The following is a 24,148-nucleotide window of genomic DNA, read 5'->3' on the forward strand; positions in this document are numbered from 1 at the left end:
TCGTAAGACGTGTAGGGAAAGTGCAAGCACAGGCCGATAAAGAAATGGTGATGGAATTAGAGGAAGCCGCATCTTTACCTGACGGCAAAAAAGTGGACTATCTATATGTCGAAGCTGATGTGATTGACAAAATTTTATAGCTGGAGTATTATAACATTAACAGAGCTCACCACGCCTCTTAACAATGCGTACCAAGGTGGGACTTTTTATTTTGTGAGGGTTTTTTATGGTGACTGATTTGTCAGCAAATAATAATATAAAAAAACCTACCACATTTGAGGAACAAATTGAAATATTAAAAGCGCGAAACATGGTTATTTCAGATGTGGAGAAGGCAAAAAATATCTTAAAAAGAATAAGCTATTATCGCTTAAGTGCATATATGCTGACACTAAAAGAAAATGACAGGTTTTATGACGGTATTTCTCTTGAAGATGTTTATAACCTTTACGAATTTGATAAGAAATTAAGAAATTTGTTGTTGGGTATGCTCGAAAGCATAGAAATAACTTTCAGGACTCATATAGCATATTTACTTGCGCATAAATATGGACCTATAGGATATCTAGACAAAAACAATTTCCAAAATGATCAATATCACAATGACATGATTTTACAAATTAACAAAGAAATAGACAGAAGTGATGAATTGTTTATCAAGCACTATAAGGATAAGTATAAAGGAATATTTCCAATATGGGTTGCAATTGAAGTTACATCCTTTGGATTATTGTCAAAGATTTTTTCAAATATGAAAAATGTAGACAAAAAAGAAATAGCCGAAAGTTATTATAATATTCCCTATAGGTATATAGAAAGTTGGTTATATGTCTTTTCTACTATTAGAAATATTTGTGCCCATTATGGTAGGCTTTATAATCGTAAACTGACAATTACACCTCGTTTAGATAAAAAAGATAAAATGAAAGGCATTAACAATAATAGTATTTTTTCAGTTTTATATATAATGGGAAAGGTCTATTTAAACAAGCCCGCATGGGAGTCTTTTGTAACTAACATTAAGGCATTAATCGAAGAATATGAAAATGTAGATATAAAGCTGATGGGTTTTCCAGCAAAATGGGAAATGTTATTAAGACAGGTACAGTAAAAGTACAGTAAAGTGCCAGTGAGATGTCGTTTTTTTAGTGTTAAAATTTAAACTGAAAAAATATAGCTGTAGCTCTCGGAAGCCATCCGGGAGTTTTTTATTGCTCAAAAACGGAGAGATACATATGTGCAAGTGCAAAGGCTGTATTTGGGGAACATGGCTGACACGCCGGAAGGTGTTGTGCATGTTCCCCGTTTGTTTCAAAAAAAGGATAAGCTGGTGAAGCCTGATGCCAAGAAGACCTAAACGAACCTGCAGCCACCCTGGTTGCCCAGCCTTGACCGATGGACAGTATTGTGACCGACACAGCAGGGAGGAATATAAAAAATATAACCGTTTCAAAAGGGACAATTTCAGCAAGCGGTTCTATAACTCACACCAATGGCAGCGGCTTCGAAAACAGAAGATTGCCATAAACCCCCTGTGCGAGCACTGCGAAAGAGAAGGCAAGATAACGCCTGCAACGGTTGTGGACCATATTGTACCTATCAAGGAAGGTGGTGCTGCCTTGGATATAAATAACTTGCAGAGCCTGTGCAAACGCTGCCATGATTCAAAAACGGCGCGGGAGGACAGACGCTGGGGAAAAAACAGGTGAGCTTCTACAGCTCACCTAGGGATATAGCTATTAAATTTTGATCCCATGCTTTCTTAGTAAGTCATCTGTTGCCTTTCTCACTTTGAGATAATCGTGGTAGAAGAAAACCAGGATAGTTGTCAGTATACTCATTCATTTTAGGCCTGAGTTACCAAACAGAGTGCGTAGTTTCCAACAAGAATATGTTTATAAAGCCTTGCGCAGTAAGGCTTTATGAGCTTTTGGGAGGCTTCAATTCGCGGTGATAAAGCTAAACCGACTATGTTTCCATGGACGAAGAAAGATGTACTAATAGCATCAACAGACTAAAAAATATAAAAATAATATTTTAGTATATACATACTAAAATATTTATGATACACTACTATCAATGGAAGAATTTACACGTTTGGATGGGAAAGGAGGAAAATCGTGAACCCATCAATAGATATTTTTATTAATTCGTTTGCTGTGCGCGGTATTACCTCCCGAGAGCAATTATTGAACGAAATGTTACGCGTCAAACTTACAGCGCGAGCCGTGAAATCACAGAAAAAATCTCTACAGGATGGAGAGCAGCTTTTCGAATTAATGAAGCATTCTACCGAAAGTACAATCCTGGGATACTTTCCGGGCGACAGGGATTTCTTTTCTTCTATTTATAAGGTTGCACAAGAAATTGATCTGATTGAGTATACACTTAAACTATACCAAAACGACCGTTTCGGACAAATATTCTCTCCAGCTTATTTGACGGAATATGTCTGTAGCCTGATAGATGATGCAAGATCACAGTCAATACTTATTGCTGAAGCAGAAAAAAGCCTATCAGGTCTTAAAGGCTTGGTGGAGAAGCATCAGTCAAGCAATATAACCTTTACCACATCTAATGTACTTATGTTTATGCTGCTTAAGCTTGTATTTGAAGAATATGAGAACGTCAGTATTCTTAATCAGTCGATATACCAAGAGCTCCTTGTTGACGCACGTTTTGACTTTATCTATTCACTGCCTGACTTTGGTGGCAAGATTGAAGGCGTTAACAATAAATTTATGTCCTCAAGACCAGATGTTGTGGCAACGCAGAATTTACTTCGACACTTATCTGACAGAGGCAAGCTGGTGACTGTACTCCCTGCTAAGATTACATTTGCAAGTGGTTCTGAAGCAAAGCTGCGTGAGCATATCATGACCCACTATCAATTGGAGGGTCTTTATAGTCTTCCCGAAGGTACTTTTAAGCCCTACGCTGCTATAAAAACCTATATGCTAACTATAGGCGCTGTAAAAAAGGAAAATGTGAGCGTGGGATATTTAGGTTATGATAATGGTCTTTATGTCGATAAAGTGAAGGTGGTGTCTAACGAAGATTTTGCCGCTCATGAGGATTGGCGAATTGAGCTTATACTCGCGGATGATGACGAGAATATCAGAAAGTATAAGACATCAACTCTTGAAAGAGTGAAACTTCATGAAGTTGCAGAGGTTTTTAGGGGAAAATCAATCCTGAAAAAGGATGTTAAGCCTGGAAAAATTCTGGTGCTAAATATTTCAAACATTACCGATACCGGCATTGATTATTCCAATATGGACAGTATTGATGAAGAAGAACGAAAAATTAAAAGATATGAGCTGATAGACGGAGACATAGTCTTGTCCAGTAGAGGGTCGGCAATTAAAACAGGTGTATACCGTAAACAAAAAAATATCGTTATCGCCTCGGCCAATGTTATCGTTATCAGACCCAATAACAGGGTACTGAGCGATTACCTTAAGATATTCTTTGAGAGTCCTGTCGGAATAACGATTATAAAAAGTTTTCAACGAGGAACGTCCATTGTAAATATAAATCACACTGACATTGCGGAAATGGAAATACCGCTGTTGAGTATAGAGGAGCAGAAAGAGCTGGCAGCTCACTATGAAGCTGAAAGCACCCTGTATCGAGAAACTATCAGCAAGGCTGAGGAACGCTTTGCTGCTGAAAAAGAAAAAATCTATGAGAGACTATTATAAGAAAGGGGATAAAAAATATGGCGATTAAAGAATTTGAGTTTATGCATGGTGGAGTTATAACTAGATTATTAAGAAAAGATGTACCGATGCAGTTAACCCTAGTAGAAACAAATTCAAATGATAGCAAAGCAGTTTATAAACTTTTAACGCAAAAAAATAATGAGCTGATCTTATACATAAAATATCGATCTAAACCAGAGCAAAGGAAAAAAGAAGGGTATACATGGATCTTTAATTTTACACAAAACAATCTAAAAGAGTTGTGCTCGTATAAAGATGGTAATTTTATGGTTGCGCTCGTATGTGGCAAAGAAGAACAGTTAAATAATAGCGAAGTATGCTTATTAGATAAACAGCAGGTTACAAGTAGCATTGATATCCATTCTAAATCTAGTCAAACAATAACTGTTAAGCTTCAGGCCCGTAAAGGTTTCAGGGTTTACGGTACGATGACAGTAGGTGAGTCAATAATCGTTCCAAGAAATAAAATAAATACAATTGAAGTTTAAAGGAGGATGAAAAATGGCAACAGTAAATTTGGGGTTTGAAAATAATCTATGGGAAATGGCAGATAAACTGCGCGGCAACATTGAGGCTTCAGAATACAAGCATGTAGTACTGGGACTTATTTTCCTTAAATACATTTCCGATGCTTTTGAAGAGAGATATAACGAATTAGTCGCAGAAGGCGAAGGTTTTGAGGAAGACATAGACGCCTATACCGAGGAGAATATATTTTTTGTTCCAAAAGAAGCCCGTTGGGATTACATAAAAGCCAATGCCAAGCAGCCTACTATCGGACAGATTATCGATGAAGCAATGATAGCTATTGAAAAGGAAAACGCCTCTCTAAAAGGCGTACTGCCGAAAAACTATGCCCGTCCCGAAATAGATAAAACAAAACTTGGTGAGCTTATTGACCTCTTTTCCTTTAAGGTTGGCGATAAAGAGGCAAGAGCAAAAGATGTGCTCGGCAGGGTCTATGAATACTTCCTTGGCAAGTTTGGTTCGTCGGAAGGCGAATTTTACACTCCGCCATCCATCGTGAAACTGCTTGTTGAAATGATTGAGCCCTATAAAGGCAGGGTTTATGACCCATGCTGCGGGTCCGGCGGTATGTTTGTGCAGAGCCAAAGATTCGTTGAAGAACACAGCGGAAGAAAGGACGACATCTATATCTTTGGACAGGAATACACTGCTACCACCTGGAGGCTTTGCAAAATGAACCTTGCGATCAGGGGTATTGACGGAAACCTTGGTGAGCGGGATGCGGATACCTTTTCCAATGATCTCCACAAGATGCTGAAGGCGGACTATATACTTGCCAATCCACCCTTTAATATCAAGGACTGGGGAGCTAACAGGCTTGTCGATGATGTCCGTTGGAAGTATGGCATGCCTCCAGCGGGGAATGCCAACTATGCATGGATACAGCATATTATTTCCAAGCTCTCGCCAAATGGTGTAGCGGGCTTTGTCATGGCAAACGGCGCTTTGTCTACCAATACAACCAGTGAAGCCGAGATAAGGAAGAATATTATCGAAGACAAACTAGTGGACTGCATCATCACCCTGCCGCCCAACCTTTTCTATAATGTAACTATTCCTGCTTCTCTATGGTTTTTAACAAGGAATAAGAAATCGGCAGGCAGGGATCGCAGCAACGAAATCCTCTTTATTGATGCCCGTAAGATGGGTACGATGGTTGACCGCAAGCACAGGGAACTTGACTATGAGACAGAGATAAAATATATCGCCGATATCTACCACAAATGGAAAAAGGGCGAAGGTTACGAGGACATCAAAGGATTCTGCAAATCTGCCACTTTGGATGAAGTGCGCTCCCATGAATATATTCTCACCCCCGGCAGGTACGTGGGCATTGAAGAACGGGTCGATGACGGGGAGCCTTTTGACGAAAAGATGACAAGGCTTACCGGTGAGCTTGCCGAGATGTTTGCAAAGCGCAAGTCTCTGGAGGAGGAAATCCGCAAAAGACTGGGGGCAATTGGGTATGAGTTTTGAAAATAATTCCGAAATATTAATGTACCAGACTGAAGATGGGAAAACAAAGATTGAAGTGAGAATGGAAGATGAAACGGTCTGGTTGACTCAGGCTCAAATGGCTGAACTTTTTCAGACCAGTAAACAGAATGTTAGTCTGCATATCAATAATGTATTTAAAGAAGGCGAACTTGATGAAATTTCAGTTGTCAAGGAATACTTGACAACTGCTGCTGACGGTAAGAAATACAAGACGAAATTTTATAACTTGGATGTTATTATCTCCGTCGGCTACCGCGTTAAATCCCACAGAGGTACGCAGTTCAGGATTTGGGCAACCCAAAGGCTTAAGGAATACATCATCAAAGGATTTACAATGAATGATGACTTGCTGAAAAAAGCAGGCGGAGGCAATTATTTTGAGGAATTGTTGGAGCGTATCCGGGATATTCGCTCCAGTGAAAAAGTCTTTTATCGTAAGATTTTAGATATTTATGCCACCAGTATTGATTATTCACCGGATGCGGCCATTTCACAACAGTTTTTTCAAACGGTCCAGAACAAAATGCACTGGGCGGCCCATGGGCATACTGCGGCAGAAATAGTGTATCTGAGAGCTGATAGTACAAAGCCTTTTATGGGAATGACCAACTTTACCGGTTCTAAGCCTACCAGGTCAGAATCCCAGATAGCCAAAAACTATCTTACAGAGGATGAACTGGCTGTACTAAACCGCATCGTCAATGCTTATATCGAATTTGCCGAGCTTCAGGCAATGCGCAGAAAACCCATGTACATGGCCGACTGGATAGAAAAATTGGATGATTTCCTTAAAATGAGCGACAGTGAGATTCTTACGCATGCAGGCAAAATCAGCCACCAACAAGCCACTCAAAAGGCAATAGAAGAGTATGAGAAGTATAGGGAACAGATCAAAAATGAGCTTTCAGAGGTCGAGAAGCACTTTTTAGAAAGCATTGACAAGACGGCTAAGGCGCTGAAAGGAAAAAAGGATAGTGCTGGAGGTGATGGGGTGTGAGTTTTAGTGAGTGGAGAGAAACGAAATTAGATGAAGTCCTTAATTTTTACAACGGTAAGAAAAGACCAACGGAAACAGGATGAAATTGGAAGATTGGCAAAGGCCATGAATGAAGAAACATGCACTAAAACAAGCGGAAGAAGACGAAAAAAAATTTTTACAAAGTATCTCGCATGACTTGAAGACCCCGGTAATGGTGATTATGAGTTATGCACAAGCGATTATTGATGGCATGTATGTAGATTCTACAGAAAATACGGCAATGATTATAAAAAATGAAGCGGTTCGGTTAGAGAAAAAAATAAAACAAATTTTATATCTAAATACGCTTGATTATATTTTAGAGCATGATCAGGAACAGGATGAAGTGTATCTGGACAAATTATTGACTTATCTTGTTCATAATTTTCAACAAGTAAATCTTGATTTATCATGGGAGTTGAATATAGAAACAAAACCAGCCATCGTCATAGGCAACCCGGATAGTATAAGAGTTTCGATTGAAAATATTTTGGAAAATCAACTTAGATATGCAGCTAAGAGTATCCGAGTTTCTTTGCGTGAAAATGGGCCATATTGGGCAATCGAAATAGGCAATGATGGACCTCCGATTCCAGAAAAAGATCTAGAGCAGATTTTTGAAAATCTTTATAAAGGAGATAATGGAAAATTCGGACTCGGTTTAGCGATCTCTAAAAAAATTATTCATTATTATCATGGCAAAGTACATGCGGAAAATAAAAATGGTCAGGTCCGCTTTACGATTAGTTATCCAAAAAAATAAATATCTATTTTTCTGTACTTAGGCTTAAATTAAGAATGAAAAAAGTGAATATTTCGGTTCATCAAGCATTAAAGGCATTAAGAGCTTTTTAAATTTGCACGATAAGTAATACAATAAATATTGTTTTTACTTTGTGAGGTGAAAAAAATGGAACAAAAGTTTTATAAAAAAATATACTCAGTTCAAGAATTTTATGTAATCCTATATAAAGGGTTAAGAACAATCAAGTATATGATAAAAAGTAAGAAGAGCAAGGAACTGACTCCCGATTTTATTGAAAGGATTATGTTGGCTGTTACTGAGGTTAATGGCTGTGAAGTATGTACGTATGGGCATACAAAAATGGCTCTAGAGCAGGGAATGAGCAATGAAGAAGTACAGATGCTTTTATCAGGTATTACCGATGGCATTCCAAATGAGGAAGTCAAGGCTATACTTTTTGCCCAGCATTATGCTGATAGCAGAGGGAATCCTACGGTGGATTCCTGGAAACGAATCGTTGAAGCTTACGGAACAACAAAAGCTTTGGGGATTTTAGGTGCGATACGGGCTATTATGATTGGAAATGCTTATGGTATCGCTTTGAGTGCATTTCGTAGCCGCCTGAGAGGTAAGCCTATTCAAAAAAGCAACTTGCTATACGAAATTAGTATGATTTTGAGCATCATGGTGTTCTTGCCGGTTGCTTTTATACATGGTCTCATCTCTGATATATTGAGAATTCCGATTATTCGGGTTGAATAAATAGGCAAATAAGCAAGAAAGACAAAGAGGATTCTAGATATGGGAAAAAGTAGAGTTGAACTTAAAAAGAAAATTTTTCAGAGGATAAGGCTGTTCCAAAAAGTCATAAATGAATGACTTTTTGGCGACAGCCTTTTTGCGAAAGATAAATAATAAAAGAATTGCCCTTTTTGGTATAATTAAGTTGCTAGACCAAACTTAAAATTTATCTTTTTCATGCGCTCAAGGCATGTGGAGAGTGTCTCACGACTAGTGTTAAAAAATGATTGAGCGTGTTTTTCAAATAATATTCTTATATGAAAGGGAGAGGGTTATGGAGGTATATAATTATATGGAAGAATTAGTTTATCGGTATATTGATGAAGTATTGAAAAAGTATAACAATGTGTGTAAATGTGAAAAATGCAGGCTAGATATGGCTGCATACGCATTAAATAATTTACCACCGCAATATACTGTAACAGAAAAAGGTAAATTATTTACTAAGGTTAAGGAAATGGAATCTCAATATGGAGTAGACATTATTAGAGAAGTAACGAAAGCAATAGAAGTAGTGTCTGAAGAACCACGACATGAAACTCACTAGCGTTGCATTATTACATCATGAACTGGATAATGTGCAGAACCACAATTGGAATAAACAAATTATGCTCCTCTTTTTCTTCTCTTAAAAAAATAATTTTGTTAACTAGAAATGAAAAATATCATGAAAAACAAAGAAATTTGTTGAAATATGTTGACAAAAATATAGTAAAAATTTAGATTAATATTAACATATATTAGAAATGCGTGTATAACAACAACGTATATATAAACAGATATACTAAGGGCAAACCTGCCGAAAGACGGGGACGCAAAGCCAAGGGCCTAAGGAGTAACATAATTCTATGGCAGCCGGTTGCATGAAAGCCTCTATGCAATTCGTGCACAGGGGCTTTTAGTGTATGCAGATGATTTGATTAAAGCTTAAAGTGAAATTTAGCCTAGATGGTGAAACATAAGATATTGACAGTGGAATTTGCGGAGCATAAGACCAAATGGAAGGACTGATTTGGCAATGAAAACGATTGAATACATAAATAGAACATACAGAACACTCGTTCCCTTGCGGGGGAGGGGGTAATACCTGTATTAATTTCAAAAAATCGGAAATCTATTTTTTGTTATGCAAATGTAAAACATAAACTCAAATATAAGGAAGGCCTATTTTCTCCAGCTGGAAAAATATGTAAATTTCAGCAGTGTAAAATAGGTCTTTTGATTTTTATTTAATTAATCTGTTGGGAAACATCATCCCCGTAATCAACCTCAAAATAGATTTAACCTAGTGATCGTAAATAAAAAGATTCGGACGCTAACCTTCTGAAAAGAAAGGGGTGGACAGGATGAATGAAAAGATGATGCAGATGAAAACCATGGAGAAAAAGGAAAAAGAATTGTATAAAACTATCTTTCTTTCCATCGGCGAAAGGGTGGTCACCACCGACCAGACAGGCTGGATAACGGCCCTTAACTGGGTAGCGGAGGAAATAACTGGCTGGAGTGAGGAGAAGGTAAAAGGCAGTCGCTTTGCTGAGGTTTTTAAACTTGTCAACGAGACCACAGACGAAGAAGCAAAAGCCATGGGCGATACAGCAAATAGAAAAGTCTCAGAAAGTCTTGAGCAAGTCATTAAAGAAGCCGAGGAATGGATGTACAGGCGAAAATTAATAGAGGAAAAAGGCTACCGCAAGGCTTTGATTAATACCCTACTTGTCACCCTATATGTTAAAAGTACGGAAACGATGGAGCATTCTCAGCGCATGAAAAATGATTGCCTGATGATAGGAAAAAGAATGAACCTTTCCGCAAAAGAGCTGGATGAACTGGCTCTTCTGACAGTGCTGCACGACATCGGCAAAGTGGGTATCAGGGGAAGTATCTTGCATAAGCCCGGTCCTTTGACAGCGGAAGAATGGGTAGAAATGAAAAAACATCCCGAAATCGGTTACCGCATTGCTCAAAATACCCCGGAACTGGCGGCTATTGCCGAATACATTTTGTATCACCATGAACGCTGGGACGGCAAAGGCTATCCCCGGGGCTTAAAAGGGGAAGAGATACCTTTATTCTGCCGTATTTTGGCTGTGGCAGACGCCTATGATGCCATGACCAATGACAGGACATACCGAAAAGCGCTGAGTAAGGAGGAAGCAATTGCTGAAATAAGAAGGAATGCAGGGACGCAGTTTGATCCGCAAGTAGTAGAAATATTTTTGCGCATAATGGTACAAGAACATAATATGAAAAAGAGGCAAAGCAGAGAAAAATAAGGGATTTATTTTTATCTTTATTAAAAGAAGTGGTTGCCTCTGTTGCGAAAACCAGCGCTTCCAGCCAAGAACTCTCCGCCACGGTGTAAGAAGCCAGCGCCTAGGTACAGAACGTCAATGCTTCGGTGGAACAGATTGCTTCAAGCATATTATCATGATGAATTGTAAAGGAGGGTGTGTTAACATGCCATTTTTTATATGGAAAACAACCCAAAGTTCAGCCGACCATTTTGATTATCATTCCGATTACGACAAACTCTATCAGTGTTTGACTAAATGTGATTTCACCAAGCCAATTGAAGTGGACATTCCCTCATCCAGTCCCCTCTATTTCGTAGTCGATATCTTAAACCGTGTTATCAACGAACGACAAGCTTCAGCCTCTACTACCTTAGCAGATTTAGACGTGATAGTCCAGCGACTGACCAATATGACATCTATTCGGCAGATGATTGTGAAAATTGGCGAGCAGACGAGCCAGCTTGCCAGCATGTCGGCTCAGACTGAGGAATTGAGAGCCGCCACTAATCAGGTCGCTGATTCTGCAACCAACTCCGCCACCTTCGTAGAACAGGCGGCATCAGTGGCGGCTTCTGGGGGAGAAAAAATTCAACAGGCGATTCAATTTGTCGAGCATTCCTTTGATGAATTTGCCAAGGTCAGCCAGCAGGTTCAAGACGTGCTTCACTCTATGAAGGAGATTGAACAGATCGTGGGGGTTATTGCAGAGGTGGCTGACCAGACGAATCTTCTTGCTCTCAATGCTGCCATTGAAGCGGCTCGTGCGGGCGAGCAGGGTCGAGGGTTTGCTGTCGTGGCGGATGAAGTCCGTAAACTGGCGGAACACACTAAAATATCCGTGACGGATATTCGTCAAAAGATAGCTGGACTGAGTCAGAATTCCGTGGTAACCGCCAACAATATCGTATCTCTCTCTCAAACGATGCAAAGCGGAAAAAGCATCATGCAGGAAGCGGCAGAATCGTTGCAGGAGATTATTCATAATTTTAGTTCCATTACTGAGGATATTCAGAATATTGCCGCCAGCAGTGAAGAACTAAGTGCCGCCATTCAGGAATCAGCCAGCAGTGTCTCCGCGATTGCGATGGCGGCGGAAGAACTTAACCGCACTGCCAAAGTGACAGGGCAGGGCATCTATGACATCAGTCAATCTTTACAAAAGATACGGGCAGAACAAATTGAACGGAAGCCTAAACTGAAAACGCACCAAGTCTTGGAACTTTATAAGACCGACCACCTGCTCTGGACTTGGCGAATTTACAACATGATTTTAGGGTTTGAACACTTGAAATCCAGTGAAGTTGGCAATCACCACGAATGCCGCTTAGGGCGCTGGGTGGATAGTCAGGATGCTGCACAGTGTCGTTTGTTACCTGCGTTTAAACAATTGGAGGCTCCGCATAAACAGGTCCATGAGTTGGCACGGGAGGCAGCGGTTGCTTATGAACAGGGGAATATTACCAAGGCTGAACAGATCCTAGAAAGGATGTCTCAGGCTTCTGCCGAGGTCGTCCAGATCTTGAATGAGTTGCAGCAGCAATGCTAAGCCTAAGCATGTAGTTTAAGGGATATAAAATCGAAAAAATTAAGCTATAATGGTGAAATTCCTGAATCCATAGGTGAGGTCAATACGGCCATGGAAGGCGTGGCGGCAGCCATTGAAGAAGCCACAGCTTCTTCCCAGAAAATCAGCAACAATACTACAGAAACGGCAAAAGCCTTGGAAGAGGTAGCCAAAACTGCTCAAGCCCAGGCGGAAATGGCAGAGAAGCTGAGTTCCCTAGTGGCGAGGTTTAAAGTATAATATGCTAAGATATTAACGTAAAGGGATAATTGCAGGTGATAAGAAATGCGTAAAAATATACGCGAGAAAAAGAAAAAGATACTGCTGGTGGAAGATAGTCGCTTAACTGCCTTGGTCGTCGCTGAGTATCTAAACAAAAACGGCTATGAGACGGAAATCGTCACGACAGGGGAAGAAGCGGTGCAAAAGATAAGTGGCGGCTTTCCACCAGACCTAGTTCTGATGGATATCGAATTGGCAGGGGAAATGGACGGGATAGAGGCTGCGCGAAAAATAATTAAATTAAGGAATATCCCCGTGGTATTTCTTACTGCCAACACATCCGAGGAAATTATTGAGAAAATAAAAGAGGTTAGGGCTTATGGGTTCGTGTTAAAAAATACGGACAAGGCTGTCTTGCTGTCAACTGTGGAAATGGCTATAAAACTACATGAAGCAAATACCCATGCTAGGATGTTTGAGTGGCTTTTTGAAAACTCCCTGAATGAACTCTATGTTTTTCATCCGAAGTCCCTAAAATTCGTAACAGTAAACCGCGCTGCAAGAAGAAATCTTGGATATACAATCGAAGAGCTGAAGACCATGACTCCCCTTGATCTTAAGCCCGAGCTTGACCTGCAGAGCTTCAGAGAACTACTTAATCCGCTGGTCAGCGGGGAGCAGGAGCAGATCCAATTTAACACAGTACATCGTCGAAAGGACGGTTCCCTGTATCCTGTGGAAATAAATTTACAGCTTTTCGATTACGAAGGAGAAAAATTATGCATGGCACTTGTGGTTGATCTAACCGAAAGGAAACAATTAGAAGAGGAAAAAAGACGCAAAGAGGATCAGCAACGCTTGATGCTGGAGGCTATCCCCAGTCCGGCTTGGCTGGTTTCAAGGGAGCGGCGCATATTGGCACAGAATAAAGCGGCAGTATCATTATTTGAGACAAAAGTTGGTGATTATTGCTGGAAAAGAGTCCTTAGCGGGGGAAATCTTCCGGATAAATACAGGGAGGCAATTGAAAAATCAGGTTCACCACTGCCCGGAACAAAATGCTATTTCTGTCGTGCAGACGAAGCCTTTGATAGAAACGAACCGTTAAACAGCGAAGTCGAATTGTCAGGTACAATCTGGGATACTTGGTGGATCCCGCTGGGGGAAGATATTTTTCTTCATTATGCTAATGATGTTACAAAATATAAAAAAATGGAAGAGGAGTTGCGTTCGTTATCTGTTACCGATGTTTTGACAAATGCCTATAACCGCCGCTATTTTATACAAAAACTAGAAGAAGAAATTGAGCGCGCTAGACGGAACGGAAACAAGTTTTCCTTGGTCATGTTGGATATAGATCGATTCAAAAGCATTAATGACCGCTTCGGCCATAACGCCGGTGATTTGGTCCTTAAACGCATAGCTGAAATGATTAAAAATCGGATCCGCAAAATTGATATCCTGGTTCGCTGGGGCGGAGAGGAATTTATTATACTTCTGCCGGATACAACGGTAAAAAATGCGGCACGTTTAGCGGAAGAACTTCGGGTAAATTTAAGCCGTATGGACATACCGGGTGTGGGCAGAGTTACTGCCAGCTTCGGAGTGGTTAGTTACTGCTTGGGAGATACGGTTGACTCATTGGTGAATAAGGTAGACAACATGATGTATGAGGCAAAGGCTGCTGGCAGGAATTCTGTACGTGAGTTGATTGAATGTGAGTAGGCGGTTGCCTAACTTTGAATGCAAATGATAATAGCTTTATTTTGTTGATGCAATCCACTGGGCACACATACAAGAGCCTTTCCAATACTGGAAGGGCTCTAATTTTGCTCTTGTCTTGATCTCCTATTAGCTTTGGAAAACAATGTATTTTTTCCTTTTAAAAAAGATCAATCTGCGTTAGAATGAATTTATACTATGTTACTTTAAAGCTGTTTAGTTTAAAAGCTGAAAATCGCAAAAGCAACTAAAAATAAAGAAATGGGAGTGGAAGCAAATGTTGAATATTAAGTTTTATAATGAAGAAAAGATTCCGTTAGAGATGCATAAGGTTCGAATTGTACAGAAGTTAAATTTACCCCCAATCGAGCAACGAGTAAAAGCAATAGAAGAAGCAGGATATAATACATTTCTTTTAAAAAACCGCGATGTTTATCTAGATATGCTTACAGATAGCGGTGTCAATGCCATGAGTGATAAGCAACAAGCGGCTATGATGGAAGCGGATGATAGTTATGCCGGTTCTGAAACTTTTACGAGGTTAGAGAATAAAATTAAAGAAATATTTGGGAAAGAGTATTTCTTACCTGCTCATCAAGGGAGGGCTTGTGAGAATATTATTGCTCAAACCTTTGTTGAAAAAGGTTCAATCATTCCAATGAATTATCATTTTACCACAACCCTAGCACATATTGTGTTAAATGGTGGTTCTGTTAAAGAACTATTTACGAATGAGGCGTTAAAGGTTCGAAGTGATTATCCTTTTAAAGGAAATATGGATATTGCTAAACTAAGAGATTTGATAGAAACATATGGTGCTGAAAAAATTCCATTTGTTCGCTTAGAAGCGGGTACGAATTTAATTGGTGGCCAGCCTTTTTCGCTTGAAAATATGCATGAAGTTCGTAAAGTCTGTGATGAGTTTGGCATTTTGCTCGTATTAGATGCGAGCTTGTTAGCAGATAATCTTTATTTTATTAAGGAAAGAGAAGAAAAATACAAAACAAAAAGCATTCGGGAAATTACACGGGAAATAGCAGATCTCTCAGATATCATCTACTTCTCTGGAAGAAAACTCGGATCTGCACGAGGTGGGGGGATCTGCACCAATAGTAAAGAGATCTATATGAAAATGCGTGAGTACGTCACCCTTTACGAAGGGTTCCTCACTTATGGTGGAATGTCTGTTCGTGAGATGGAGGCTATAGCGGTAGGGCTTGAAGAAACGATGGATGAAAATATGATCAATCAAGGTCCACAATTTATTGCATATATGGTGGAAGAGCTTCAGAAAAAAGGGGTACCTGTTGTCACACCGGCAGGAGGATTGGGATGTCATATTGACGCAATGGAGTTTGTCGATCATCTTCCGCAAACCGAATATCCCGCTGGTGCGCTTGCTGCTGCACTATATATTGTTAGCGGTATTCGTGGAATGGAAAGAGGAACTCTATCGGAACAAAGAGACGAAAACGGAAATGAAACATTGGCCAATATGGAACTCTTACGTCTTGCCATGCCTAGACGGGTTTTTACATTATCCCAAGTGAAATATGCCATCGACCGTATCTTATGGCTTTATGAAAATCGGAATCTAATTGGGGGCTTAAAGTTTGTCGATGAGCCAAAGGTTTTACGTTTCTTCTTTGGAAGATTGACTGCGACTTCTGATTGGCCATCTAAATTAGTAAATAAATTTAAAGCGGATTTTGGAGATAGTTTGTAAGTTAAATGACAATCCTTAGACAGTTTCTCTTAAAGAAGAGAAGCTGTTTTAATGTGTTCATAACCTACTAAGCATCATCGTTTTCTTACCTATAGCATTGATTCATGGCTTAATTTCGGACTTGCTTAAAGTTCCTATTATTCATTTTGATGGGAAAAAATTGAACTCCATTATATGCTTTTTTATCTCTTGTATTAACCCATCTCACCGAGGACACTGCAATAGCTGAATTCTCCCGTGTCAGGAAGCTTTACAGCAATGATTTGATTGGCTGACAACCATTTCTACGGCTTCAACTTCTTGAATTGAATCGCGTAGTCGAAGAGCTGCTGACCCACACATCATGGGTGTGGGTCTAATTAACTTATTTTAGATGATTCCTTCTGCCATCATCGCATTAGCCACTTTTAGAAATCCGGCAATATTAGCACCTACGACAAGGTTATCAGGATGGCCATATTCTTCAGCTGCCTTAACACTATTCTTATAGATATTGGTCATAATTTCCTTTAATTTCGCGTCGACTTCTTCAAAAGACCAAGCATATCTCATGCTGTTTTGTGCCATTTCTAAAGCGGATACGGCTACACCACCTGCATTAGCAGCTTTTGCTGGAGCAAAGAGTATTTTATTATTTAGAAATACATCGATGGCTTCTAATGTGGAAGGCATATTGGCACCTTCACCAATTGCTTTTACTCCATTCTTGACAAGGATTAATGCAGCTTCTTCGTTGATTTCATTTTGTGTTGCACATGGTAACGCAATATCACAGGGCACGTTCCAGATACCTGAACAACCTTCATGATATTCTGCATGTGGATGTTCTTTGACATACTCACTAATTCTTTTTCGTTCGACTTCTTTTAGTTTTTTCACCGTTTCTAAATCAATTCCATTGGGATCATAAATATAACCATCCGAATCGCTACAAGCGACCACTTTTGCGCCTAATTGTTGGGCTTTCTCAATGGCATAGATGGCCACATTTCCAGAGCCAGATACAACGACTGTGCTTCCTTCAAAGCTTAATCCTTTTGACTTTAACATTTCTTCAACAAAATAGACAGTGCCATAACCTGTAGCTTCTTTTCTTGTTAGACTACCACCATATTCTAGACCTTTACCAGTTAAGACACCTGCTTCAAACCCTCCTCGAATTCGTTTATATTGGCCAAATAGATAACCAATTTCTCTCGTACCAACACCTATATCTCCAGCAGGAACATCTGTGTCTGGTCCGATGTATTTATAAAGCTCCGTCATAAAGCTTTGAGCAAATCTCATAATCTCTTGATCAGATTTTCCCTTAGGGTCGAAGTCTGAACCACCTTTTGCACCACCAATAGGTTGCCCTGTCAATGAATTTTTAAATATTTGCTCAAAACCTAAGAATTTAATGATACTGGCGTTTACGGATGGATGGAATCGAAGGCCGCCTTTATAAGGCCCAATTGCACTGTTGAATTGTACACGGAATCCGCGGTTCACTCTCACTTTTCCTTGATCATCGACCCATGGTACACGAAAGATAATCATTCTTTCAGGTTCTACAATTCTTTCAAGAATACCGTTTTCCATATATTGAGGATGTTTTTCAAATACAGGTACTAGCGAATCTAGAATTTCTTTTACAGCTTGGTGAAACTCACTTTCATTGGGGTTACGCCTTTTTACAGTCTCAAACACATGATTGACATACATCCTAGCTCGTGTAAGGTTTTTATTTTCGTTTTGTTCAATATTTTTATAAGTCATTACCATAACATCATCTCCCCAATCCATTTTATTTACTTGAAAATCCTTCATAAGTTCAAACTTTCACAAATTTTACTTTTATACGGTATAGCTTTAATTTAAGAATATATCTTTCATAGTTGAATTTTATATTTTCAAATTTATCGAAACAATATAAAATTTAGATAACATTTATGCCGAATTGAGATGAATGCGGAAGGTGAGGAAGAAGATGGAGTTAAGACAGATCGAATATTTCATAGAAGTTGCAAAACGGGAACATGTAACAGAAGCTTCTTATCATTTAAACGTTGCTCAATCAGCTGTTAGCCGTCAAATCGCTAATTTAGAAGAAGAATTAGGGGTTAAGTTATTTATCCGTGAAGGACGGAACGTGAAGCTTACATATATCGGGAAAATATTTCTTGAATATATGCAACAAGCGATAAAAGTGATCGAAAAGGGTAAATTAGAAATCGAAGAATTTCTCGATCCGGAGCGAGGAACAATACGTGTGGGTTTTCCTAGTAGTCTTGCTAACTATATGTTGCCAACGGTCATCTCTGAATTCCGAGAGAGATTTCCACATGTTCAATTTCAACTCCGCCAAGGTTCTTATCGCAATCTAATCGATTCGGTGATAAAAGGAGAGATTGAATTAGCATTACTAGGACCTGTTCCAAGAAATGAAAAGCAATTAAAAACTCACATCCTTTTTTTAGAGAGTATGGTTGCACTTCTTCCATCTGGTCATCCTTTGGCGAATAATTCCTCTATCCAGTTAAGTCAGTTACGTCATGATTCGTTTGTATTGTTTCCAGAGGGATTTATATTACGAAAGATTGTTGTAAATGCTTGTCAACAAATCGGATTTGAACCTAAGGTATCTGTTGAAGGAGATGATACGGATACGATTAAAGGTTTAGTCGCAGCAGGGCTAGGTGTTACTATTTTGCCAGAGATAACCCTTTATGATAATATTCCTAGAACAACGGTTAAGATCCCTATTAGTGAACCAAAGGTAACACGTACGGTAGGTATGATTATTTCTAAAGAACGAAAGCTTTCGCCGTCAGAACAACTATTTTATGATTTTTTAAAAAGATATTACGCTGATTTAAGTAGATTTGAGTAGTAGAATATGACTTGAATAAAATTGACAATCAGTTTGGATTCGATTAATATTTTAACGAAGTATATTTTGGTTTTTTGGGGTGAGATGAAATGATTTTGTCTGGACGCCGCAAGCAATTTCTGCAAAAAATAATCGATCTGTACAAAAAAACAAATGTACCAGTTCATTATGAGACATTAGCAAAAGTGATAGGCGTCAGTAAATGGACAGCATACGATATGATGATGGAACTCGAAAAAAATGGCTATCTCATCCGTGGTTACTCAGTGAATCCTGGTGAAAAAGGGCGATCCCAAGTTGTTTTTCAACCATCAACAAAGGCTACAAACCTATTTGATTTTAAGCATTCTGATAACATATCTCAAGAGGAATGGAATAAAATAAAAAAGAACATTTATGAATTTTTGAATAATAAACACCATTATAGTTTTCGGACTACGATTGAAAAGATGTTAGAAGAAATTTCAAAAGTTCAGGTTCAAATATCATTTAGTGCATATATTATTGGACTTTTTCTTGTTTATCTTAAAAATATTGGAGGAGAAATCGAGTCATTAATCAAACGCATGGTTCATAATGCTCCAACAAATGAAATGGGAGTCACTATGTTTGTAGGGACGGTGGTTGGTACAATCATCCAAACAATGAATCATGAAATAGGCATTGAAACCACTGATTTGGTCGTAAAGTTTCTAAAAACGATCAATGACCTTTCTGAGGATGAGAGGAGAATGCTCTCTCATTTTCTAAATGAAGCTCTTGCTTAATGGTCAAGGTATATTACTTGACCATTTGTTAGATTATTTTTTGGGTCTTTTGTGTTATTTTTGTTTTTATTGAAAGATCAATCAGAGGAGGTGGTATACGTTTAGTGGTTTGAAAAAGCTAAAAATTTTATTTCTTTGGGTAGGTGATTTCTATGCTTGAAGCTTTTGGAAAATTCGTAGTGAAAAGTAAACTATTTATTATTCTCTTTTCTATCATCCTTGTATTTCCTGCCTTGATTGGAATGATGAGAACACCAATCAATTATGATATTTTTGCTTATCTTCCAGAAAACCTTCCTTCTGTACAAGGCCAAAACATTATGAATAAAACGTTTGGATATGGCGGTACAGGTATATTGATGGTGAAAAATAAAACAGATGTAGAAGTGGAAAATTTAAAAGAAAAAATAGAAAAAGTAGATGGCGTGGAAACGGTCAACTGGATTACCGATTTGGCTGATCTTACTTTACCTCGTGAATTTTTACCAGAAGATTTGGTTAATCAATTTTACGCTAATGATAGCACAATGATGCAGATTCAATTTCAAGAAGAAGCTGCGTCGGAAAAAACCTATCATTCTGTACAAGAAATTAAAAAAATTCTAGGGCCAAATGTATACTTTGCGGGTACTCCACCTATGCTAACCGAACTACGCCAACTGCTTGAAAGTGAAATGTTTGTTTATTCGGCATCAGGAATTGGATTTATTTTGGTGCTTTTGGGATTGACCTTGCCGTCGTTTATCATCCCTATTCTTTTCTCAATTGGGGTTTCCATCATCTACAACTTAGGCTTCCCATATTATATTGGTAGTTCAATGTCATATATCACTGCGGCGATTGCTGGAGCCTTGCAACTAGGGGTGACAATGGATTTTTCCATTTTTCTCGTTCATCGATATGAAGAAGAACGCAAGAATAAAGAAAAGAATGAAGCGATGATCGTTGCGATTAAACGTACAGCATTGGCTATTTTGGCGAGTTCGGCAACAGCAGTAGCTGGTTTCCTTGCCATGGTTCCAATGGCATTAGGGATTGGTCAAGATTTAGGGATTACAATGGCAAGAGGTGTAATATTTAGCGTTTTATTGATTTTGACATTATTGCCGTCATTAATCTTAGTATTTGATAAGTGGATTCAAAAAGTGCAACATCCTGTGTTTATCCCTAGTTTTCAACGATTGGCCCAAGTGGTGACTCGTAAATATAAAGTGATATTTGTCGTCTTTTTGCTATTGTTTATTCCAGCAGTCATTGGGTTGAAAAACGTCAATGTTATTTATGATATCGATCAACTTATGCCAAAGAGTTTAGATTCAATTAAGAATCTGGATGTTATTAAAAAAGATTTCCCATCTACTGATTCGGCTTTCTTGGTTATGGATCAGACTCTTTCTGATCAAGATCGGATCACTATAAAAAAACAAGTTGAGAATATGGATGGGATCAAGAAGGTAATTAGCTATGATACGTTTGCAGATCCAACGATTCCTACAGAATTTATTCCTGAAAATTTAAAAACGATGTTTATGAGGGACAATTACATTTATATGTTGGTACAAATGGAGTATGGATCGTATGACGAACGAACCACTCAGGCGATTCAACAGATCAATAACATGATTAAACCCTATGAAGGTCATATCTATCTCACAGGTCAATCGGTGTTACAAAACGATCTAACAAAAACTGTACAAGATGACATTAAAAAAGTAGATTTGATTTCTATAGTGGCCGTATTATTAATCATTGCTTTAGCCCTTCGCTCGATTGCATTGCCGGTGATATTGGTGGGTGGAATTGAGTTAGCCATCTATTTTAACCAAGGACTTGATTTTTACCTTGGACGCTCGATGCCGTTTATCGGTTCATTCGCCATCGGTGCGATTCAACTTGGAAGTACGATCAACTATGCCATTTTGCTAGTGACCCGTTATAAAGAGGAATTAGAAAATTTATCAAAGGTAGAAGCGATGTATCGGGCTTTAAAAGCGAGTGGAAAAGCAATCTTAAGTAGCGCTCTTGCTTTATTTGCTGCAGTGATTGGAATTTATATATTCTCTGACATTAGTTTACTGAGGGACTTAACATTTATGATTGCTCGTGGTGCGATTATTTCTTTAGCTGTCATTCTTATCTTGTTACCAGCCGTATTGCTTACATTAGAAACATTTACATCAAAACTAACGCTTGGCTGGCCAAAAAAAACAATTAAAAAGCAACAAAAGAGGACAATAGAATCTATTGATTTAGCAAAATAATGATTTGAATCGGCAACGGTTTTTGTGAAATCAACATATATGGAGAGGAGAAATGAACATGAAAGTGATAAAAAAAGCAATCCCTGTATTAACGGCTTCTATCATTTTCTTAACGCCCGTAACTGGAACTTTTGCTGCATCTTCTACAGATGTGACCGATCGAGAAACCGTTTATAGTTTGCTTAATCCTGATGGTACAGTGAAGAAATCGATTGTTGTCGATTGGTTGCAAATAAGGGGAAATGGAAATGTAACCGTGAAGGATATTGGACAGTTAAAAAATCTCAAAAATGTGAGTGGTACAGAGAAACCTACGGTAAAGGATGGACAAATTATCTGGAATACTCAAGTTAATGGCGAAAAGTCTATTTATTATTCTGGTGAAACCAACCAACAACTCCCGGTTGATGTATCCATTAGCTATTATCTAGATGGGCAAAAAATGGATGCTGCCTCCATCGCGGGGAAAAACGGTACGGTTAAAATTGAAGTAAAGTTAAAAAATCATCTTAATCAAAATAAAACGATAACTTATCAAGGATACAATGGAGCAAAGCAAAGCATAAAGACAGATCTAGTGACACCAATGTTGTCCCTTGTATCGATTAATATTCCAAGTGATCATTTTACAGATATGAAACTTGGGGATGCCATCACAGTGATGACAGGAAAACAGATAAATGCGACCTGGATGGTTGTACCTAATCCTGAAGAAACGATAACCTTTGAAATGAAGGGGACAGATATTGAACTTGAACCTATAACGATTACTATTATTCCAAAACTCCCTTCAGTACCAGAAGTGCCAGTAAAAGGACAATTGGAACAATTAACTAGTGGTGTTCAACAAATTTCTACCGCGTTAGAGCAATTTGGCAATGGGGCGACTCAATTAGCAAATGGTCATCGTCAGTTAAAGAATGGTTTAAATGGACTATCACAAGGGATTAATCAGCTGATTCAAGTAAATCAGGCGCAAACTGCCCTTTTGAAGCAGTCGCTCGATACGAATCAGCAAATTCTTGCTATAGCACAACAATTAGCTGCACAAAAACCAGAAGATCAAAGTTTACAGATGCTTCTTCAAGCGGTTCAAGGAGAGCAACAAATGTTAACGGTACTAGCTAATGGAGGAATGTTGCAAGGACAACCATTTCCTGGTTTAAATACGATGAATGAAGGATTAAATCAATCGAAAAATGGAGTGGATCAGTTAGCGACTGGTGCAGATCAATTGGAGAAAGGGATTCTTGATTTTGGAACTGGAATCACGAAATTGTCGGGTGGAGTCGCTGAAATGAAGAGTGGATTGATCACTGGATTGGATAAACTATATGAAGGAGAAGCAATTTTGGATCAATCCAAAGCAGCTGCTGAACAATATAATACATTTCTTGGTAAACCAGAGGGAGCAAATGGTGAAGTACGTTTCATCTTAAAAACAGATGCGATAAAGAAAGAACAAGCAAAAGGATTACCAGAGCAAAAAAAAATTGGAACAACGGAGAATAAGAAAGTGGAAAGTACCTCATTCTTAGGTAAAATCATTAAATTTTTTACAAATTTATTTTAAGCATTTTGCATAATTATAAAAGATCTACAAATTTTTAGTAACGAAAGGAAAGAATCAGCATGAAAGTGGGAATCGCATTAGGGGGTGGAGCGGTACGCGGCTTATCTCATATAGGCGTGTTAAAAGTGTTTAAACAGTATCAAATTCCCCTTGATTTTATTGTTGGTACCAGTATGGGTGGTGCCATAGGTGGATTGGTTGCCGCGGGAATCGATATTGAAGAAATTGAGGAATTTGTTCTTTCAACTCCATCCTATCGGTTAATCGATATTGGCATTTTAAAGCGTGGAATTTTTGCCGGAAACAAAATTTACTCAACACTCATTCAATTATTGGAACAAAAAGGACTTGGAGATCTTAAAATCGAAGACCTGAAGATTCCCTTTCGTGCTGTATCTGTGGATTTGATTAAAGGAAATATTTTTATTTTTGAAAAAGATAGTCTTGTTTTAGCAATACGGGCGACTACATCAGTGCCAGGCATTTTTGCCCCTGTTCATTATAAAGATATGGTGTTGGTAGACGGGGGAGTTTTGAATAACCTCCCAGCAGATTTATTGCGTGCAGCTGGTGTAGACATAGTTGTCGCCGTTGATGTTGAAAAAGAACATGAAGAACAAGAACCTCGTAATCTTTTGGAAGTCATTTATCGGTCATATACGATCATGACAACAGAACAACGACGAACAAATCTTAAATATGCGGATGTAGTGATTCGACCAGAAGTTGGACATATTTTAGCGTTTGACATTGGAAAAATTCGTGAATGTATAGAAGCAGGAGAACGAGCAGCTCAAAATAAAATTCATGAAGTGATCTCATTGTTAAAATAA

General features: G+C 38.6%; 21 protein-coding genes, 1 pseudogene and 1 riboswitch. Of the genes and pseudogenes, 20 read left to right on the forward strand and 2 right to left on the reverse strand.

Annotated elements, in window-relative coordinates; genetic code table 11:
- Positions 1-226 precede the first annotated feature (226 nt).
- The 15 genes and pseudogenes from EDD72_RS06575 to EDD72_RS06635 all read left to right on the forward strand — a co-directional run bounded on the left by EDD72_RS06575 (position 227) and on the right by EDD72_RS06635 (position 15,842).
- The gene (locus EDD72_RS06575; protein WP_132768531.1) at positions 227-1,111 is read left to right on the forward strand and encodes an Abi family protein; all 885 of its coding nucleotides are present in this window, start codon (positions 227-229) and stop codon (positions 1,109-1,111) included.
- A 229-nt stretch (positions 1,112-1,340) separates the two neighbouring features.
- The gene (locus tag EDD72_RS13075; protein ID WP_132768534.1) at positions 1,341-1,709 is read left to right on the forward strand and encodes an HNH endonuclease signature motif containing protein; all 369 of its coding nucleotides are present in this window, start codon (positions 1,341-1,343) and stop codon (positions 1,707-1,709) included.
- A gap of 411 nt (positions 1,710-2,120) precedes the next feature.
- Positions 2,121-3,704: a restriction endonuclease subunit S gene (locus tag EDD72_RS06585; protein WP_132768537.1), complete on the forward strand. Its 1,584-nt coding sequence runs from the start codon at positions 2,121-2,123 to the stop codon at positions 3,702-3,704.
- Positions 3,705-3,721: 17 nt separating this feature from the next.
- Positions 3,722-4,213 carry a hypothetical protein gene (locus EDD72_RS06590; RefSeq protein ID WP_132768539.1) on the forward strand — a complete coding sequence of 164 codons (492 nt, stop codon included), beginning with the start codon at positions 3,722-3,724 and terminating at the stop codon, positions 4,211-4,213.
- A gap of 13 nt (positions 4,214-4,226) precedes the next feature.
- On the forward strand, positions 4,227-5,729 hold the full coding sequence (locus EDD72_RS06595; protein ID WP_132768541.1) for a type I restriction-modification system subunit M: 1,503 nt from the start codon (positions 4,227-4,229) through the stop codon (positions 5,727-5,729).
- A complete protein-coding gene (locus tag EDD72_RS06600; RefSeq protein ID WP_132768543.1) occupies positions 5,719-6,747 on the forward strand; it encodes a virulence RhuM family protein in 1,029 nt (342 codons plus the stop codon). The genes EDD72_RS06595 and EDD72_RS06600 overlap by 11 nt, the downstream gene beginning before the upstream one ends.
- A gap of 109 nt (positions 6,748-6,856) precedes the next feature.
- Positions 6,857-7,531 carry a sensor histidine kinase gene (locus EDD72_RS06605; RefSeq protein ID WP_132768545.1) on the forward strand — a complete coding sequence of 225 codons (675 nt, stop codon included), beginning with the start codon at positions 6,857-6,859 and terminating at the stop codon, positions 7,529-7,531.
- A gap of 147 nt (positions 7,532-7,678) precedes the next feature.
- Positions 7,679-8,275, forward strand: a complete 597-nt coding sequence (locus EDD72_RS06610; protein ID WP_132768547.1) for a carboxymuconolactone decarboxylase family protein — start codon at positions 7,679-7,681, stop codon at positions 8,273-8,275.
- Between the two features lie 331 nt (positions 8,276-8,606).
- Positions 8,607-8,861, forward strand: a complete 255-nt coding sequence (locus tag EDD72_RS06615; protein ID WP_207893659.1) for a late competence development ComFB family protein — start codon at positions 8,607-8,609, stop codon at positions 8,859-8,861.
- A 232-nt stretch (positions 8,862-9,093) separates the two neighbouring features.
- Positions 9,094-9,181: riboswitch (cyclic di-GMP riboswitch) on the forward strand.
- 479 nt (positions 9,182-9,660) lie between these two features.
- Positions 9,661-10,587 (forward strand): HD-GYP domain-containing protein, encoded by a 927-nt coding sequence (locus EDD72_RS06620; protein ID WP_132768551.1) that lies wholly within the window; start codon positions 9,661-9,663, stop codon positions 10,585-10,587.
- A 490-nt stretch (positions 10,588-11,077) separates the two neighbouring features.
- Positions 11,078-11,632: pseudogene (locus EDD72_RS13080) on the forward strand (methyl-accepting chemotaxis protein); the annotation flags it as partial.
- Between the two features lie 60 nt (positions 11,633-11,692).
- Positions 11,693-12,154: a CZB domain-containing protein gene (locus EDD72_RS13085; protein WP_424565538.1), complete on the forward strand. Its 462-nt coding sequence runs from the start codon at positions 11,693-11,695 to the stop codon at positions 12,152-12,154.
- Positions 12,155-12,244: 90 nt separating this feature from the next.
- Complete coding sequence (locus tag EDD72_RS12515) at positions 12,245-12,412, forward strand: hypothetical protein (RefSeq protein ID WP_165894992.1); 168 nt, start codon at positions 12,245-12,247, stop codon at positions 12,410-12,412.
- Between the two features lie 45 nt (positions 12,413-12,457).
- Positions 12,458-14,119, forward strand: a complete 1,662-nt coding sequence (locus EDD72_RS06630; protein ID WP_132768555.1) for a diguanylate cyclase — start codon at positions 12,458-12,460, stop codon at positions 14,117-14,119.
- A gap of 274 nt (positions 14,120-14,393) precedes the next feature.
- Positions 14,394-15,842 carry a tryptophanase gene (locus EDD72_RS06635; protein WP_132768557.1) on the forward strand — a complete coding sequence of 483 codons (1,449 nt, stop codon included), beginning with the start codon at positions 14,394-14,396 and terminating at the stop codon, positions 15,840-15,842.
- A 194-nt stretch (positions 15,843-16,036) separates the two neighbouring features.
- On the opposite strand, the gene EDD72_RS13090 is transcribed toward EDD72_RS06635, so the two are convergent.
- Both EDD72_RS13090 and gdhA read right to left on the reverse strand, forming a co-directional pair.
- Entirely contained in the window at positions 16,037-16,120 is an 84-nt protein-coding gene (locus EDD72_RS13090) for a hypothetical protein (RefSeq protein WP_424565539.1), read from the reverse strand.
- Positions 16,121-16,211: 91 nt separating this feature from the next.
- On the reverse strand, positions 16,212-17,606 hold the full coding sequence (gene gdhA / locus EDD72_RS06640) for an NADP-specific glutamate dehydrogenase (RefSeq protein ID WP_132768696.1): 1,395 nt from the start codon (positions 17,604-17,606) through the stop codon (positions 16,212-16,214).
- Between the two features lie 205 nt (positions 17,607-17,811).
- Between gdhA and gltC the strand changes: the two genes are divergently transcribed.
- The 5 genes from gltC to EDD72_RS06665 all read left to right on the forward strand — a co-directional run bounded on the left by gltC (position 17,812) and on the right by EDD72_RS06665 (position 24,148).
- Positions 17,812-18,714, forward strand: a complete 903-nt coding sequence (gltC, locus tag EDD72_RS06645) for a glutamate biosynthesis transcriptional regulator GltC (RefSeq protein ID WP_132768559.1) — start codon at positions 17,812-17,814, stop codon at positions 18,712-18,714.
- Between the two features lie 89 nt (positions 18,715-18,803).
- Positions 18,804-19,481 (forward strand): helix-turn-helix domain-containing protein, encoded by a 678-nt coding sequence (locus EDD72_RS06650; protein ID WP_132768561.1) that lies wholly within the window; start codon positions 18,804-18,806, stop codon positions 19,479-19,481.
- Between the two features lie 152 nt (positions 19,482-19,633).
- The gene (locus tag EDD72_RS06655; RefSeq protein ID WP_207893660.1) at positions 19,634-21,742 is read left to right on the forward strand and encodes an efflux RND transporter permease subunit; all 2,109 of its coding nucleotides are present in this window, start codon (positions 19,634-19,636) and stop codon (positions 21,740-21,742) included.
- A gap of 58 nt (positions 21,743-21,800) precedes the next feature.
- Entirely contained in the window at positions 21,801-23,315 is a 1,515-nt protein-coding gene (locus EDD72_RS06660) for a hypothetical protein (RefSeq protein WP_132768563.1), read from the forward strand.
- 59 nt (positions 23,316-23,374) lie between these two features.
- Positions 23,375-24,148, forward strand: coding sequence for a patatin-like phospholipase family protein (locus EDD72_RS06665; protein ID WP_132768565.1), 774 nt, complete (start codon positions 23,375-23,377; stop codon positions 24,146-24,148).

The organism is Tepidibacillus fermentans (assembly GCF_004342885.1).
Classification (GTDB): domain Bacteria; phylum Bacillota; class Bacilli; order Tepidibacillales; family Tepidibacillaceae; genus Tepidibacillus; species Tepidibacillus fermentans.